Genomic DNA, 16,056 nt, shown 5'->3' with positions numbered 1-16,056 from the left:
AATGAAAAGCCCTTCTGCTAGATAAACTTATCATTCGTACCGGCTTTCTATCCTTCTGAAGAGGTCTGTCTCCTGCTTCGTAAATTATATCTTTAAAGAGAGCGCATTACTAGGTTTAGCAACTTAAAAAAAGATTTAAGAACTTTCTGCTCTGGATGTATACTACCTGATGGTAGTCTAATCTAAGTATTCAATGGGTAAAAAACATGTCAGGCATGATACTAGACATCGTAGAACTACTGCTCACCGCAGAGATCTATAACCGCTATCCGGAACTGGATGTTAATGATCTTCCCAAAAACATCCGTAAAAGTTACTGGAGCAGCGTGGAAAAAACAGTTCCCAAACCCATAATAGCTTCATTTGTCAGGATCGAAAAACTATATGGGGTCAAAGATATCGAAAAAACCGTAAGGAATATACCTTTTATAAATATTGACAGGTCTCATTTTGAACTCCGTTTGAGCGCTTTTGACCTTGCAGCCGAATGGTTTGAGAAACAGGAAGGTTCTCAGGAAAAAATTGAAAATAACCCTGTCCTTGCTTACTATTTTGGGGAAATCCGAAAGGTTGAAGCTGCAGATTATGCCGCAGCAAAGGCAAAAATAAGGCCAAAAGAAGTTGACCGGGAATGGATAGAGTCCCTGATAGCTGAAATCAGGAAAGAAGACAAGAGCGAGGAGATGCTCAAGCTTGTTGTCATTATCGCTCCTGAAGACGTCAAACAGAAAGTCAGGGACCTTGTGCTCACTGAGGAGCAAAAGGATGAAATCGAAAAAATCATGAAAGCTATCCAGCACAGGGAATACCTGTGGGAGATAGGGCTGCATGATATAGGAAAACTCCTCTTTGTAGGTCCCCCTGGCACAGGCAAAACCTCAGTTGCCCGTGCACTCTCGGAACAGCTCTCCATTCCTTTTGTTGAGGTCAAGCTCTCAATGATCACAGACCAGTACCTGGGCGAGACTGCAAAGAACATAGACCGTGTTTTCCTGCTTGCTAAGAAATTAAATCCCTGTATCCTCTTCATAGATGAACTGGACTTTGTTGCAAAAGCCAGGACTTCTGACGAAAATGCCGCAATCAAAAGGGCAGTCAATACCCTCCTCAAAGCCATAGATGAAATTAGCCTTGTAGAACACGGCGTGCTCCTTATTGCTGCAACAAACCACCCCAGAATGCTTGACAGCGCGGCATGGAGGCGTTTTGATGAAATTGTCCATTTCCCACTTCCTGACCTTGATATGCGCAAAAATATCCTGGACATAGTAACCAGGCATATAGAAGGAGACCTGGATACCGCAGAGATTGCGGCACTGACTGAAGGTTATTCGGGTTCTGATTTGCGCATGGTTATAAGGGAAGCTGTCCTGAGTGCTCTTCTCGAGGAACGCAAGGTCCTTACCCAGAAGGACCTGCTTGACGCGGTTAATTCCTTTGACGAACGGGCAGACTTAAAGTCCGATGAGTACGCAGGGAAGAAATCCTCATGAGACTGACTCTGCTCGGAACCGGGGACGCGGTAGGTACGCCCAAAATCGGGTGTAACTGCCCCGCATGCACTGATGCTCGTGAAGGTGGAAAGAGCCAGCGCCTTCGTTTTTCTATCCTTGTGGAGTCCGGGCAGGGCAAAATTCTTATTGATACAAGCCCCGACCTCAGGCAGCAGTTTCTCAGGCAAAAGCTTTCGGGTATAGATGCCGTAATCTGGACACACGGGCACTATGACCACTATGCAGGTTTCGGAGAGTTTTACCGGGTTCAAAATAAAGTCGATGTATATGGTGTTTGCGAAACTCTGGATTACATAGACCAGTATGTTTCTTTCCTGAAACCCAGGTATCACTACGTAAAACTCTATGAACCTTTTGAATTAATCGGGCTTGAGTTTACACTTTTCAAGGTTCACCATCCTCCTGTAGAAGTCCCTGCCGGAGTTGTTATTCGGGATGGGGATACAAAGGTTGTTGTTACAGGAGATACGAGCCCCGATATTCCTGAAAATAGCCTGGAGTTAATGAAAGACCCTGACCTCCTTATTGCAGATGCCATCGTTCCCCCGCACATTCATATCAAAAAACACATGAACTCGGAAGAGGCTATGGCACTTGCACAGAAGCTAAATGCAAAAGAAGTGGTCCTGACTCATCTCAGCCACCTCTTTCGCCCGCACCATATTGAAGCAATGTTTTTACCGCTGGGGTATGACGGGCAGGTCTTTGAGTTTTAACCTTTTTTAAATATTAGCCTGCGCTTCATACAGGAGCTTTGGATTTCTCAGCCAGTTTTACTGTTCCAGGCATTTTTTGCCCGGTATTGAAAGAGCGTTATTCAGTTTAAGTCTCGGTTTCAGTTTCAGTTTAATTTTCAGTTTAATTTTTAGTCTAATTTTTAGTCTAATTTTTAGTCTAATTTTTCATTTTTACAGTTCAGGTGTTAGTTCTATATTTACAGTTCAGGTGTTAGTTCTATATCTCCTAAGCCCCAGAATTGATTATGAATCCGAAACGTATCAGGGCTCTTAAATCGGGGAAACAGGGGGACGGACCTGTTGTTTACTGGATGAGCCGCGACCAGAGGGTTGAAGATAACTGGGCTCTTCTCTTTTCACGGGCAATAGCAAAAGAAGCTAATGTGCCTGTAATGGTGGTTTTTTGCCTGACGGGTGAGTTTTTAGAGGCTGGTATCAGGCAGTATGAATTCATGCTCAAAGGGCTTCAGGAACTTGAGGTTTCACTTTCCCGTAAAAAGATTCCGTTTTTCTTCCTGAGAGGGGATCCCGGAGAAAAAATTTCCCGGTTTGTAAAAGACTATAATGCCGGGACTCTTGTTACGGACTTCAGCCCGCTCCGCATAAAAAACCAGTGGATAGAAAAAGTTATTTCCGGTATTTCAATCCCGTTTTTTGAGGTTGACGCTCATAATGTTGTTCCCTGCTGGGAGGCTTCTCAAAAACATGAGTATGCAGCGCATACTTTCCGCCCGAAACTCTATGCTCTTCTTCCTGAGTTCCTTGAAGAGTTCCCTGAACTTGAGCCAAATTCCGTAACTTCCGAACTTTCAGACGATGCCGGCATGGTGGAGACTTTATCGGACGTACTGGAAACCGGAGTTAAAGCCCTTCTTCCTGAGAGAGCCTTACTTAAAAATAAGGATCCTCTTTTTGAACCTTGGCACTTCGAGCCCGGAGAAAAAGCTGCAAAAAAGGTAATGGAGAGTTTTATTGCAGACAGGCTTGATTCTTACGAGGGGCTGAGAAATGACCCGACAAAAAATATGCTTTCAAACCTCTCTCCCTATCTTCATTTCGGGCAGATCTCTTCCCAGAGGGTTGTGCTTGAAGTGGAAAAGGCAGAAAGTAACCCCGGGTCAAAGAAAGCTTTTCTGGATGAGATCCTTATATGGAAGGAGATTTCGGACAATTTCTGTTATTATAACCCAGGATACGATGGGTTTGAAAGCTTTCCATCCTGGGCGAAGGAATCTTTAAACGCCCACAGGAATGATGTGAGGAGTCATATCTACACCCTTGAAGAGTTCGAAGCAGGAAAAACACATGACCCACTCTGGAACGCGAGTCAGATGGAACTTCTCAGTACAGGGAAAATGCACGGTTACATGCGCATGTACTGGGCAAAAAAAATTCTGGAATGGAGCGAATCTCCCGAAAAAGCCCTTGAAATTGCAATCTGCCTGAACGACAGGTATGAACTTGACGGAAGAGACCCCAATGGATATGCCGGAATTGCCTGGAGTATCGGAGGAGTCCATGACAGGGCATGGGGGGAGAGAGGAGTAACAGGAAAAATAAGATATATGAGTTATGAAGGCTGCAAAAGAAAATTTGACGTTAAATTATATATTGAAAAATATTCAGCTCTGTAGAATTCCCTGAGTTTATCCAGAGAGCCTTCATAACTTTTTTATTCGCAGTATACCATCAGATTTCAACTTTTATCTATATGTCTCCAGGCTTACAAAAGTTTCAACCTGCGTTTTTTCTGAACATTGAAGTGCTTAGCCTGCAATCATAAACAGGGCTCAAGGCGGATATATTTCTCTCAATAGTCTGACCTTAAAACCTTCCAGGCAGCATCTGGATAAAATTCGCATAAAAGCATTAAATTAATATTTATCTTAATGTTTTAATATTTACTAAAATTACTAAAGGATTTTCTACGGTGTACAGGCATGAATCAGCATTCTTTTTCTTTGGACGATTATTATAAATCCCTCATAAATCTTGACGGCATGAATGATTATTACAGGTATTTCATAGGTCTTAACGGCATTATATTTCCCTTCTTACTGATAATGAGTTATCCATCGGTTATTAACCTGGCAACAAAAGCCAGCTTTCTTATTATGTTAGTAGGAGCATGCTGTGTTTTTATTGATAATTGGAATCGAAAATCAATAGCATATAGATTATATGTTGAGCTGTATGAAAATGAATACCTGGCTAATTCCGACTATAAAGCTGGTAAAGTATTTGTGAACTTAATTTTTTATGTAGTCTCCATATATTTAATATCCGGTGTGTTTGGTGTTCTCTAACACACTTCCGCAGGCGTTTCTGGAAAATTGTTTAATGCAGGCGGGAGAGGTTCTAACCTCCCGCCATGTCTGAAGAGAGCTAATAAATAACTCTGGTTCTTTTTCTGGATTCCCTTAAAATCTTCTTTTAATGAATGCCTGGAAAATAAAGGGTTCCTGTGCCGGAATAACAATAAATTTCTCGTTTTTCTATTTCCTTAAATGGCTTTAATTTTTATGTTAGTCACATATAAATACAAGTACATCCAATTTTAATATTGGATTTTTATATTTTTCCGCACTATAAAATATAAAATACCAAAAATAGGGAGTGATATCTATGGCAGTAAGAAACCCGATAGATTTGATAGCACTTATACTTGTCATCGTGGGCGGATTAAACTGGGGGCTTGTAGGGCTTCTGAATTTTAATCTTGTATCTGCTATCTTTGGAGAAGGAAGTGCTCTGTCGAGAATCATCTACATACTTGTTGGTCTTGCAGCGCTTTATACGATTTATTTCGCCGTAAGAGCTGATACGTATCACGCTGGAGATACCACGGTACGCCACTGAGTAAAAAGAGATTGAAAAACTCCTTTCCGGTGTAATACTGTAAAAGGAGCTTTAACCAGCTATTATTTTTTTAGAAAGCTGGATATAATATTAATATAAAATTATTTTTCTTATGAATTCTGTTCTTATATATTTCATCTTTCTTTTTATTCTAATTTGTTGATTGCCAGGAATATCAGGTTTTGAACACATTCAAAAATCATTCTATGTGTATCTCTCCTGATGCACCTCTTCTGATATTTCTGTCATAATTTATTTTCGCTTACTTTCCTTTCAGGGTTTTCAATTCAGAAAGCACTTTTTCGGCATGTCCTGCAGCTTTAACGTTATTCCACACTTTTTCAATTTTTCCTTCCGGATTGATAAGGAAAGTTGTTCGGACAGTGCTTATAACCTCGTTACCTCTGAAATTTTTAGGGTGCATGACATCATATTTTTCATGGATTTCCGCTTTTTCGTCGGAAAGCAGTGTTATTTTAAGCTCTTTTTTCTCTATGAACTTTCTATGGGATTCTTTGCCATCCCTGCTGACTCCCAGAATTATCGCATTTTCGGCTTCGAAATCTTTTTTCAGGTCGCTGAAACTTCTGGCTTCCAGGCTGCAGCCCGGAGTATTGTCCCTGGGATAAAAGAACAGGACTGCCCATTGTCCTTTAAAGTTTTCAAGGCATATCTGATTTCCTTCCTGGTCCGGAAGGCAAAAGTCTGGTGAAACCTGCCCTGATTCAAGTGATGTTTTTGGCATATTTTTTACTCCTGGTAAGTCCCTACCGCAATATTATCTCTTTTAAGTGAATAATTAAAAGTTATATCACTTAATCCTATCATACAAATTATATTTCCTATGTATCATTTTTTCTGTTACTTCCCGTTCCCTATTCATTTCTCGCTGATCTCCAGTTCCTGTTTCATCCTTTTCTTTTCCAGGGCAGGACCGCCGCTTCAAATGCAAGGATAGGGCCCAGGATCCAGCCTGCCCAGAATAAAAGCCCTGCAAGCCCGAGGACGAAAAAGTAAAGTCTTTTCTGCGTTGATTTTTCACCATACCTTTCATCTTTCATGCTCAGGACCAGGGCTATAACTCCAAATCCTGAGCTTGCAAGAGCCAGAAAAACAGTAATTATGACTTCTGGAGAATATGAGCTCCTGCTAAGTGAATAAAGCATCTGGAATATCAAAGAAAACCCTGTGCCCAGGAAAAAAAGCCCTGAAAATAACCCTGCCCAGCGTGCCGGGTTGAACCCTGCTGCAGCTTCCTTTTTATGTAAAATTACCAGAATTCCGGCTGCAAGTGTTATTCCCAGTGGGAGGAATATAAAGGGCAGGCTCTGTCCTTCCCAGCGGTAGGTCTTTATCTGTTTCAGAGGAATTGACAGCCATTCTGAGAGGGAAAATCTTTCTCTGTATCCCAGAACAACTCCATAATTTCCCTCTCCTACGGCAGAACTTACCGCTGCATAGTACGTGCCGCTTTCCGGAGCCTGGAAGTCTTCAAGGGCAAGGGAATAAAAGGCACTGGGCGAGAACCCTTCGTATATGGCACTTCCGGTTCTTTTTCCCGGAAATACTTTTACTCCGTAACCCTCAGGAATTTTAGTGTTTTCAGGCACTTCTCCTTCACTCGAAAGCCCGGGACCCATAAGGATAAGGTCCGGAGTAAAGAATTCAGCTCCTGTAATGTCCACCTCGGGGACATAAATCCGGCCCTCCAGCCCGGCTGGGACTATAAGCCCGAGTAATATTCTTTCCCCTTTTTCCACCTCAAAACTATAATAATGAATATTTTCTTCTGAAAGCTGACCATAAAGGACTCTGGATTTTTCAGGGTTTTCTACATGAGTTGCTGTCTCAGGGCTCTTGCCTCCTCCTTCAAAGACCGGAATATGGGCAAACGCAGGAGTAAGCAAAAAGTACGTCCCAGCTATTAGTATACATAAAAGGACGAAATATCCTGACCTTGATCTTTTCATAGACTATATTCTCATTTGCTGCCAGTAAATAGGTATCAGAACCTGGGATCAGAAACAGTCGTTTGGAATTAATAAGTTCAGGATACTAAACATTAGTTTAAAAATGGTTCATTGCTTATATATCTCGTAAGATTTGTGCCATATGTTAACCGATTTTAAACTTTACGCATATTTGAATTATGTTTGAAAAACGTTATCAACAAAAATTCTCAAAATTTAATGTCGAACTGCCGAACATAGGGTTTATAGTTACCATTGTTTGTGCCGTAACATCATTACATAATTACATAATTATACAATTATAATTTTGTATAGTGATGTTACATTTATTTTTATCACTAGATTTTGGAACTGAGTCAAAAAAAGAGAAAAAAGATAAAACTGCTTTTTCTCATCTGTTTCAAAATTAAACAAGTCGTGAAAAAACGAAAGTGGGAAAAATATACGTTCCCTGCCTTCAAAAGGAAAACAAATCGTCATCTGCTCAATAACATCATTACAATGAGCCCAATATAAAAAAACATGAGCTCATTGGGTACATCTGCTTCAAAGAAAAGACCTTTATATATGCCGAATCTAAAGTACATGTGTTACACATCCTTACTTAGGGGATGTAATCTTGGCAGGTACATCCCCTGAATTACTTTTCTCCTATCATTTTTTTGCTAAGATTTAACTGCTTTTAATTTTCCATTTTCATCCTATATTTCTCAGTAGATATAAAGTTCTCTTTTGACTGTCCCGAGGGGAAAGAGGGAGAAAAGATAATAAAACCACTGCTTTTTCGGTGGTCATGTGGTTATTTCAGCGTTTAAAGGCTTCTCCATCCTTATTTTCAAATGGATTGTTGTTTATGTTGGGGGAATTACTGCGTTTATGGCTGCAATGGTCGGTTTTTTTCCTGATTTTCCCCTGCATCCACCAGTATCGACAAATGGAAAGTGAATTAAAAAAGCGAAAAAGAAGTGACTGAAAAAACGTATTTTTATACATATGGTTTCATAAAATCTCATTTATAAGACAAAAACAAACATCGGCAAAAACACGATTTTTGTTGCGTGCAAAACACATATAGTTTTGCACGCAAAAACCGCTATCAGTCGAACGCACTACATGGAAAATATTATATATGTTCACTCACATTACTAATAACCGGAGAAACTTAAAGAAATATTCTTAAACTTAAGGTTAAGTAAAACGCTACCGGTGAAAAGGGTTGGTATGAAACCATATATACCCTCATTAACATCAATTAGATTTAACGATAACGATGATGATAACGGTAACGGGAGGCTACATCTGAAGTATGAGTATATACCTAATCGCCCATATCATTTATAAAAAATCAAATTTGATGTGCATAAAGCAGATAGACCCCTGTCGGGGGGGTCTAGCCGAACAAAATTCGAAAGTTGATTTACGATGATAAAAATACTGACCATCTTATATAAAAAGGTTGCAGATGGTTTCATCCTTATTATCGGATGGAATCACCACTTAATGACCGATTTACTTGCCCCATTAATGAGCATTTACGGGCTGCTCTCTCAGTATCTTCCCAAGTAAAAACTTTTAAATTATTTTCTTTTTCTTCTCATTGCGGAAATTTTCACTGTGTTCTGGGCTGCAATACTCTTTCTGGATATTGTCAGTATAGAACGTCTTGCCGCAATACTTACATGTTTTCTGAATCTCTTCCTTCTTTTTCTGTCCCTCTATGTCTTCTCTCAGGCTCTCCTCTGGCTCTCTCACGGTTTCCTTTTGTTCTTGTTCCCTCGCTTCTCTGCTCTTGTGGTCTCCTACGTTCCCTGTGATTCAATCCGCTTGAATTCTCCTTCAAAGACCGGAATATGCACAAACGCAAGAATAAGCGAAAAGTAAGTTTCAGCTATTAATGTACTTAAAAGGAAGAACTATATTTACTTCTACCTTTTCATAGACTATATTCTCATTTGCTGCCAGTAAATAGGTATCAGAACCTGGGATCAGAAATAAACTGCTGGTATTAAGTTAAGGCTCAAATATAATTTCAGGTTTAAAATAGTAAAATTCCTGCCGAAAGTCCTTTCTGAGATGCGTTCAAAGTTCATCTTATGCGAATCTGGGATATCCCTCCTGAGAAAATGTGCCGGAACCACCTTTTAGGGGAGCACCGTGAATTGCACGCCCTGTGGTCCATAATAACTAATAACAAGAAAGCTTATGCCCACCACCCCGAGACCCTGCGCTGGAGAGGAAAACTGAAAGCTCTCTACCTGCGGCATGAAGCCCTTGTAAGGGAAATGACTGAAAGGGGGTATAAGCACCATACCCCGCTCGACCCTGTTCTGGCAACAGGAAAAGCTGTTCAGGATGAGTTTGTAAATACATATGAAGAACAGGTCCGGATCCTGAAAGAAAGAGGATGTGAGTGCAGGGTTTGATTTTTTCTTTTTCAATCCTTTTCATTTTGTCCTGGTTTAATATTTATATTTATAATTATCGATAATTTTTTATAGTTTTATGGCAATTTATAGAGAGACAGATGTGAAATCTGAGAAAGCCGTTCAGAACACACGCTAAATTAAGAAAATTAAGCAGGCATGAGTTTTTGAGACGTGTCTTGCTCAGAAACTGTTTCACTGCTGGTCAGGAATTTCAAGGGACTTAAATGAAAATCGTGCTGGATGAAGAGGAAATAGGGGTTCTTGAATGCATAAAAGAAGCCCATATGGATAGAGGCTTTCATATTCGGGATATAATCAAAAAAGCAAAAGCCGGATACGGATTATCAAGGTCAACAGTTTATGAAATCGTAGGCTATCTCGAATTCCACGGTCTTCTAAAAACGAACGAACACGGTAACCGGGAACTTGACCTGAACATCAGCTATTTTGTAACCTGCACGGGCTGCGGGAAAGATATCCCTGGAAACGAATATTTTAAAGAAAACGGGAAAGCGGTGTGTGAAGACTGTTATCTGGAGGAGCACCAGAGAATCAAGTTTGCGGACCCTGTGGCAGTGCGTTCCAAAAAGCTTTTCAGAAAACAGCACGGGTTTGAAGGGACTGAAGGCCTGACAGAGCTGCAAAAAGAAATCTACAGTTTCATCATTGAGGAAGGAGGGTCTACCCCTGAAATGATTTCGAAGCTCTTCAAGTTGACCCTTCAGGAGACCAGGAACCAGCTTGCGATACTGAGGCACTGTGAGCTTTTAAAGTGGAGAAAAATGGGAGACGAAATGTATATGGTGCCTTTTGATTCCTGAACCATCCATAATAACCGGCATGTTTAGAGGGTGAAAGTTTGACTGAAAAAATTGATATGGACGAAAGAGCGAAAGCAATGGCAGAAGAAATCCCCGGAGTGATGAAAGCTCTCATGGGACTTCATTCTGAAGTCGTTAAGGACGGGGCTTTAAGCGCCAAGACAAAAGAACTGATGATGGTAGGGATTGCAGTTGCCATTCGCTGTGAGTACTGTCTCTGGAAACATGTCCCTGAGGCTGTGAAAATGGGGGCTACCAGGGAAGAGATTCTTGAAGCTGTAAGCACTGCAATAATGATGTCAGGAGGGCCTGGAGTAGCTTACGGGTCAGTGGTCGTCCTTAAAATCCTTGATGAACTTAACGTCTGAATTCTGGAGTGGTAAAAGATGGCAGGAGAAAAATCCAGCTCATCCGTATGTGCGGCATGTGGATGTCAATTGTCTGCAGAAGACATTATCGAAGAAGGCGGAGAGACCTTTTGCGAAGACTGTTATATTGAGAGCCGCCATAAGATCCAGGCATGTGACCCCTGGGCTGTCCGTTCTAAAAAAATCTTCCGGGAAGAAGCAGGGCTTGAGGGGACTGAAGGCCTGACAGAACTGCAAAAAGCTATTTATGATTTCATAGTCTCCAGGGGAGGAGCAAAAAAAGAAGAAATTGCAGAAAAGTTTGGAATATCTGCAAGGGAGACTGAAAACCAGTTTGCTCTTCTAAGGCACTGTGAGCTGTTAAAAGGGCAAAAGAGGGCAGATGGAGTGTATCTGGTGCCTTTTGATGCATGATAGTTCTGAAAAATCAGCTATTTTTTTACTTTTTTCCTTTTAAGCAGAAGGAGACCTGAATAATTATTTCTCAATACAAAATCCACCTGAAGTATTATTCTCAATACAAAATCCACCTGAATAATTATTTCTCAATACAAAATCCACCTGAAGAATTCTGAAAGTTAGTCCCCTGTTATCTCTCTTTACCACCCAAAACTGTTTCATAATTGAAGATTAATAATTAAAAGTTAATTTATCCTCGAAGGTAAGAAATACAGATTTTTTACATGGTTAGTGGCTTTAGCCGGGGTGTTAAGAGTTGGACAGCTCAGATCTTTATTTTAATTTCGAAATTGAAACAATGGACAGGGGAGAACTCGATGCTCTTGTCGAGGAACGGGTGCGGTATACAGTAAGATATGCGGCTGAGAATTCCCCTTTTTACAGGAAATGGTTTGAAAAGCATGGGGTAAACCCGGGAGATATCAAAGCCCATGAAGACCTCCTCGAACTCCCGATTATCTCCGGGGAAACAATCCGGGAAAACCAGCCCCCTGAAACAAAGGAGTTTATGTTCAGGAGTGCTGGCTGGGAAGATGTTTTTACGATTCACGAGACCAGCGGGACGAGCGGGACTCCAAAGAGCTTTTTCCTTACATGGGAAGACTGGGAACGTTACGCGGAAAAATACGCCCGGATTTTCAGGTCCCAGGGCTTCGGAAAAGGAGACAGGGTAGTTGTCTGTGCCTCTTACGGCATGAATGTGGGGGCAAACACAATGACTCTTGCTGCCAGGCAGGTGGGCATGAGCATTATCCCTGAAGGTAAATGCACCTTTTCCCTCCGTGTTATTGAAACCTACAAACCGACAGGCATAGTAGGAAGCGTATTCAAACTCCTGAACCTTGCCCGCAGAATGAAGGCTGAAGGAATTGACCCCCAGAATTCAGGCGTAAACAAGCTTGTTGTGGGAGGCGAATCCTTTGCTGAAGAATCAAGAAACTATCTCTCTGAGATTTGGGGCTGCCCCGTATACAATACCTATGGAAGCACGGAAGGGACCATGTGTGGAGAATGCAGTGAAATATCAGGGCTTCACGTCCCCGAAGATTTTGTTCATCTTGATGTTTACGACCCGCATGTAAAGGAATTCGTGCCTGAAGGAGAATGCGGAAGAGTTGTCCTGAGCACACTTCTTCCTGTGGGGGCAAAAGCAGGAAACCTGCTTTTAAATTACGATACTGAAGATACTACAGTTGTTCTTACGCGCAAAAAATGTGCCTGTGGAAGGACTCACATGAAAATCCTTACCCCGCAGAGAGAGGCAGAAACAGTCTGGGTTGAAGGCGCTCCTTTTAACCGTGTGGATGTGGAAAAAGGAGTCTTTCAGAGTGGAAATATGGAATACCTTACAGGAGAATACGAGGCTTTTCTTTACGGCACGGAGGACGAGGGCGAAACCGTACTCAGGGTCAGTATGGAATGCAAAAATCCTGATGCCTGCGACAGAGACCTCATACAGGAAAATTTTGTTCGCTCTTTCCTTAAATATAAACCTCCCCTTTCCAGGGCTTATGAAGATGGCAGTTTCAGGATTCTCTTCAATTTTGCAGGTCCAGGAGAACTTGAGCTGTATAAAATTAAAGGAAGACCAAAAAGGCTAGTAGACAGAAGGTGATTTTTAATCCTGTGACTATTTTTATTTTTTGTTTATTTTTTAATTTTTTATTTTCTTTTCAATATCCTGCTTATTTATTTGTTTTACATCCTTCTTTTTGATTTTATTTTTTCGATATCTTTTTCATTTTTTATTTTTTATTGACGTCTTATCCTTTTAATCTATATCGAATTTGACAATTCCCAAACATTAATATACTGAAGGATGAATTTACATACCGACACAACTCTTTTATATTAATGATCAAGTGAAAAAAACATATATAGTATTACATACAATAAGTTTATGTAATATCATTCGGATAAATTACAAATTACTTGGTGATACGATGGAAACAGAACTTATGAGGATAGGAGTCTCCCTACCCGACACACTTCTTAGTAAATTTGATGAGATTATTGAAAAAAGAGGTTACTCTTCCCGTTCGGAAGGCATAAGGGACGCCATCAGGAGTTATATTTCTTATTACGAGTGGATGGGTGACATTAAAGGTCACCGTGTAGGTACTGTTGCCGTTATTTACGACCACACCAAGCGCGGGCTTTCCAATGCACTTGCAGATATACAGCACCACTACTCTCACCTGATTAAGTCTTCCGTACACATCCACCTTGACCACGATAATTGTTTTGAGGTTGTTGTTCTTGATGGTGATGGCGAGGAAATCAAAGAACTTGCCGAAGCCATTATGTCACTCAAAGGCGTAAAATTCTCAAAACTTACTACTGTAGCCTCAAATGAAAAGATTTAATTTTATCTTTCAGGGATGAAAATCTCTGAAAAGATAGTATTGCTCAGGAAGAGGGACATAAATCTTTTTTAACGGGTAAAAGTCCCTCAATTCCTTATTAGTTTTTCTCAAAATGCCTTTCTATATGCCTCAAAAGCAGGTTTCCGAATTCTGTCAGCTCATAAATCTGGAAGCTGCGCTCTCTTCTTGAATCGACCAGCCCTGCTTCCTTTAAAAGCTTCAGGTGATAGGAAAGTGCGGAATGCTTCTGATCCGTAGCTTCAACAAGGACACAGACGCAAAGGCTCTGGACTTCAAGAGCTTTAAGTATCCTCAGGCGGGTCGGGTCTGCAAGGACCTTGAATAAACTTACTATTTCTTCAACATCCTCATTCAGAGCCGTATGAACAGCTTCCAGCACATCTTCAGGAAGGGAATAAGCATCCCGGACTTCGATTATCTTCTTCTCAGACATTTCTTCCACTCAGACATTTCTTCCACTCAGACATTTCTTCCACTCAGACATTTTTTCTACCCGGGCATAATTGGGGCAAAGCAGACGGTCGTTAATTTAACTTTTAAAGTTTCCAGTTATTATTCTGACTTAAACGCTTCTCTTTAGTTTCTGAGTTCCCTTATATTTATTGCTGCTTCCTCTTTTAACCTTCAGAACCTTTTAGCACCATTTTTTTCCTTTTCAAGCCTGAAGAGTCTTTTTTCGGCTGTCCTGTTGCAGTCCGGTCGTTTTTCACGACCCTCTTTTGTGATCTTACATTCCTTTCAGGGTATCGGTATTTGTTGAAAGGACTTCTCTCCATCTAAATCCCAGTTCAGATAGGGCAAGCCCGCCTCCCAGTAATGTGATTGAATTCTTTATTATGTGGTCAATTACGGCGACAGTAAATGCGAGTTCAGGCCTGACCCCTCCAAGTACGAATACTGCAGTAAGGGCAACTTCATATGTCCCTATGGCTCCGGGAGTAATTGGGAAAGTTTTCGCAATGTTCCCGAGAGCTACTGCAAGGAAAACCAGGGATATGCTGAAAGTTGAAGTCATGTCTACTCCAGCCGCCGGAAAGGCTTTCAAAACCAGAAAGCAGGTAAAGATATCCATTCCCCATATAAGGAGGGAAGATGCGACCACTGCAAGAAAAGCCCCGGGTCTGACTGCAACAACGCTCATCTGACGGATAAAGGTGGAAGAGAATTCTTTCATTTTACTCAGAGGCTCGCCTGATATATTTTTATGAACTTTTTCTTTTACTTTCTTTTTATTGCGGCTCTCTCTATAAGATAATATAAAGAGGGCAGCGAAGAAAAGAAGGACTGCAACCCCTGAGAATTTAATCAGGGACTCCATCCAGGGAGTAAGCTCTAATCTGGAAGCCACGCCTGAAGATGCAAGTATGGCAATGAAGGTAATTGCAATTATGTCAAAGACTCTTTCTACGGTCAGAGAGGAGAAGCTGGTTGTAAAGGCAAGGTCTTTACTTTTTTTCAGGATATACATCCTGCTGAGGTCTCCTATTCTTGCAGGAAGGATAACGTTTGCAGACTGGCTGATGAAAATGCTCCCGGTAAGAAATCCAATTCCATAATGGTTTCCAAGCCTGTTAAGGATCTGCTGGAAACGCATCCCTCTCAGGGGCCAGGAAGCGCAATAAACAAAAGATGCAAGAGCCAGTGTTCCGGGTGAGACATGTTTTATATTTTCCAGAACCTCGGATGCGCCCAGAAAGGTTGCAGCAAGTGCAAGAATCAGAATTGCAAGAAAGGCTGTCAGGAATATTTTGCCCTTTCCTGAAAATAAGCCCGGAAAAAACAGTTCCCACCAGAGGCGGAAGACCTCCGAACCCATTCCAACGATATCCTTTGCGAAATTGACCTTGCTTGACCCTCCATGCCTCCAGTAAACAGGGAACTCAAGGACCCTGTAGCCCCGGTGCTGGGCCCTGACAAGCAGTTCAGTGTCCCAGAACCAGTGCTGGTTCTCAATTTCATCGAGCAGTTCCAAGAGAGGGCCTCTCCTGAAAGCCTTGAAACCGCACTGGTGGTCATAAAGTTTTGAGTGCAGAAGGAGCCTCACCATGGAGTTATATCCTCTGCTCGCAAACTCGCGCTTAAAAGGCCTTTTTGCATCGCTTTCGGGCATTATTCGCGAACCGGTGGCAAAATCATAGCCATCAGTACTTACAGCCCTTATCAGTTTTTCCAGGTAACTCATATCCGTTGCAAGATCAACATCAATATAGCAGAGTACCTCCCCTGAGGCTGCCTTAAAAGCCCTGTTCAGAGCCTTTCCTCTCCCCTGCCGTTCATCGGAATGCAGGTGCTTTACATAAGGGTACTTTTCCGAAAGTTCTGAAGCTATTCGGTCAGTACCGTCCTTGCTCCCGTCCTCTGCTATTATGATCTCAAAAGAATGAGTTATTTTCGAAAGGGTCTCTGCCGTTATCGAGACCGTATTTTCTATTCTGGCTGCTTCGTTGTAAGCGGGCAGAACTACTGAAACGCTGGTTATACGAACAACCTCTTGATGTTTATAATATTAATTGAG

At 41.5% G+C, this 16,056-nt stretch carries 17 protein-coding genes; 13 read left to right on the top strand and 4 right to left on the bottom strand.

Translation table 11 applies throughout. The features are described 5' to 3' along the window. Positions 1 to 206: 206 nt before the first annotated feature. The 5 genes from M886_RS01480 to M886_RS01460 all read left to right on the top strand — a co-directional run bounded on the left by M886_RS01480 (position 207) and on the right by M886_RS01460 (position 5,110). The gene (locus M886_RS01480; RefSeq protein WP_011032804.1) at positions 207 to 1,493 is read left to right on the top strand and encodes an ATP-binding protein; all 1,287 of its coding nucleotides are present in this window, start codon (positions 207 to 209) and stop codon (positions 1,491 to 1,493) included. Further along, on the top strand, positions 1,490 to 2,230 hold the full coding sequence (locus M886_RS01475) for an MBL fold metallo-hydrolase (RefSeq protein WP_048050521.1): 741 nt from the start codon (positions 1,490 to 1,492) through the stop codon (positions 2,228 to 2,230). Before M886_RS01480 ends, M886_RS01475 begins: the two co-directional genes overlap by 4 nt. 266 nt (positions 2,231 to 2,496) lie before the next feature. Further along, entirely contained in the window at positions 2,497 to 3,885 is a 1,389-nt protein-coding gene (locus tag M886_RS01470) for a deoxyribodipyrimidine photo-lyase (protein ID WP_048050520.1), read from the top strand. A gap of 306 nt (positions 3,886 to 4,191) precedes the next feature. Beyond that, the gene (locus tag M886_RS01465; RefSeq protein WP_048036565.1) at positions 4,192 to 4,557 is read left to right on the top strand and encodes a hypothetical protein; all 366 of its coding nucleotides are present in this window, start codon (positions 4,192 to 4,194) and stop codon (positions 4,555 to 4,557) included. Positions 4,558 to 4,876: 319 nt separating this feature from the next. Then, the gene (locus M886_RS01460; protein ID WP_048036563.1) at positions 4,877 to 5,110 is read left to right on the top strand and encodes a DUF378 domain-containing protein; all 234 of its coding nucleotides are present in this window, start codon (positions 4,877 to 4,879) and stop codon (positions 5,108 to 5,110) included. A gap of 262 nt (positions 5,111 to 5,372) precedes the next feature. On the opposite strand, the gene M886_RS01455 is transcribed toward M886_RS01460, so the two are convergent. Both M886_RS01455 and M886_RS01450 read right to left on the bottom strand, forming a co-directional pair. Beyond that, positions 5,373 to 5,855, bottom strand: a complete 483-nt coding sequence (locus tag M886_RS01455) for a peroxiredoxin (protein ID WP_048050519.1) — start codon at positions 5,853 to 5,855, stop codon at positions 5,373 to 5,375. A 163-nt stretch (positions 5,856 to 6,018) separates the two neighbouring features. Continuing rightward, entirely contained in the window at positions 6,019 to 7,017 is a 999-nt protein-coding gene (locus tag M886_RS01450; RefSeq protein ID WP_235203844.1) for a hypothetical protein, read from the bottom strand. A gap of 858 nt (positions 7,018 to 7,875) precedes the next feature. On the opposite strand from M886_RS01450, the gene M886_RS18525 reads away from it, so the two are divergent. The 8 genes from M886_RS18525 to nikR all read left to right on the top strand — a co-directional run bounded on the left by M886_RS18525 (position 7,876) and on the right by nikR (position 13,520). Next, positions 7,876 to 8,025 carry a hypothetical protein gene (locus M886_RS18525; RefSeq protein ID WP_155395327.1) on the top strand — a complete coding sequence of 50 codons (150 nt, stop codon included), beginning with the start codon at positions 7,876 to 7,878 and terminating at the stop codon, positions 8,023 to 8,025. Between the two features lie 669 nt (positions 8,026 to 8,694). Beyond that, positions 8,695 to 8,961 carry a hypothetical protein gene (locus M886_RS01440; RefSeq protein ID WP_048041952.1) on the top strand — a complete coding sequence of 89 codons (267 nt, stop codon included), beginning with the start codon at positions 8,695 to 8,697 and terminating at the stop codon, positions 8,959 to 8,961. A 212-nt stretch (positions 8,962 to 9,173) separates the two neighbouring features. Next, the gene (locus tag M886_RS01435) at positions 9,174 to 9,503 is read left to right on the top strand and encodes a pyrimidine dimer DNA glycosylase/endonuclease V (RefSeq protein WP_048044331.1); all 330 of its coding nucleotides are present in this window, start codon (positions 9,174 to 9,176) and stop codon (positions 9,501 to 9,503) included. 227 nt (positions 9,504 to 9,730) lie between these two features. Further along, complete coding sequence (locus M886_RS01430) at positions 9,731 to 10,327, top strand: hypothetical protein (protein ID WP_011032796.1); 597 nt, start codon at positions 9,731 to 9,733, stop codon at positions 10,325 to 10,327. 38 nt (positions 10,328 to 10,365) lie between these two features. Then, entirely contained in the window at positions 10,366 to 10,695 is a 330-nt protein-coding gene (locus M886_RS01425; RefSeq protein ID WP_011032795.1) for a carboxymuconolactone decarboxylase family protein, read from the top strand. Positions 10,696 to 10,713: 18 nt separating this feature from the next. Next, complete coding sequence (locus tag M886_RS01420; protein ID WP_048036557.1) at positions 10,714 to 11,109, top strand: hypothetical protein; 396 nt, start codon at positions 10,714 to 10,716, stop codon at positions 11,107 to 11,109. Positions 11,110 to 11,410: 301 nt separating this feature from the next. Beyond that, the gene (gene ftsA, locus M886_RS01415) at positions 11,411 to 12,769 is read left to right on the top strand and encodes a coenzyme F390 synthetase (protein ID WP_084685029.1); all 1,359 of its coding nucleotides are present in this window, start codon (positions 11,411 to 11,413) and stop codon (positions 12,767 to 12,769) included. 328 nt (positions 12,770 to 13,097) lie between these two features. After that, entirely contained in the window at positions 13,098 to 13,520 is a 423-nt protein-coding gene (gene nikR / locus M886_RS01410; protein ID WP_015411393.1) for a nickel-responsive transcriptional regulator NikR, read from the top strand. 97 nt (positions 13,521 to 13,617) lie between these two features. Here nikR and M886_RS01405 read toward each other — a convergent pair whose 3' ends face one another. Then, positions 13,618 to 13,974, bottom strand: coding sequence for an ArsR/SmtB family transcription factor (locus M886_RS01405; RefSeq protein WP_048036581.1), 357 nt, complete (start codon positions 13,972 to 13,974; stop codon positions 13,618 to 13,620). A 294-nt stretch (positions 13,975 to 14,268) separates the two neighbouring features. Beyond that, complete coding sequence (locus M886_RS01400) at positions 14,269 to 15,954, bottom strand: flippase-like domain-containing protein (protein ID WP_235204011.1); 1,686 nt, start codon at positions 15,952 to 15,954, stop codon at positions 14,269 to 14,271. Between the last annotated feature and the right edge of the window lie 102 nt (positions 15,955 to 16,056).

This window comes from Methanosarcina soligelidi, from assembly GCF_000744315.1.
Lineage (GTDB): Archaea > Halobacteriota > Methanosarcinia > Methanosarcinales > Methanosarcinaceae > Methanosarcina > Methanosarcina mazei.
The sequence above is the reverse complement of the archived record's forward strand: the minus strand, read 5'-3'. Positions and strand labels throughout refer to the sequence as shown.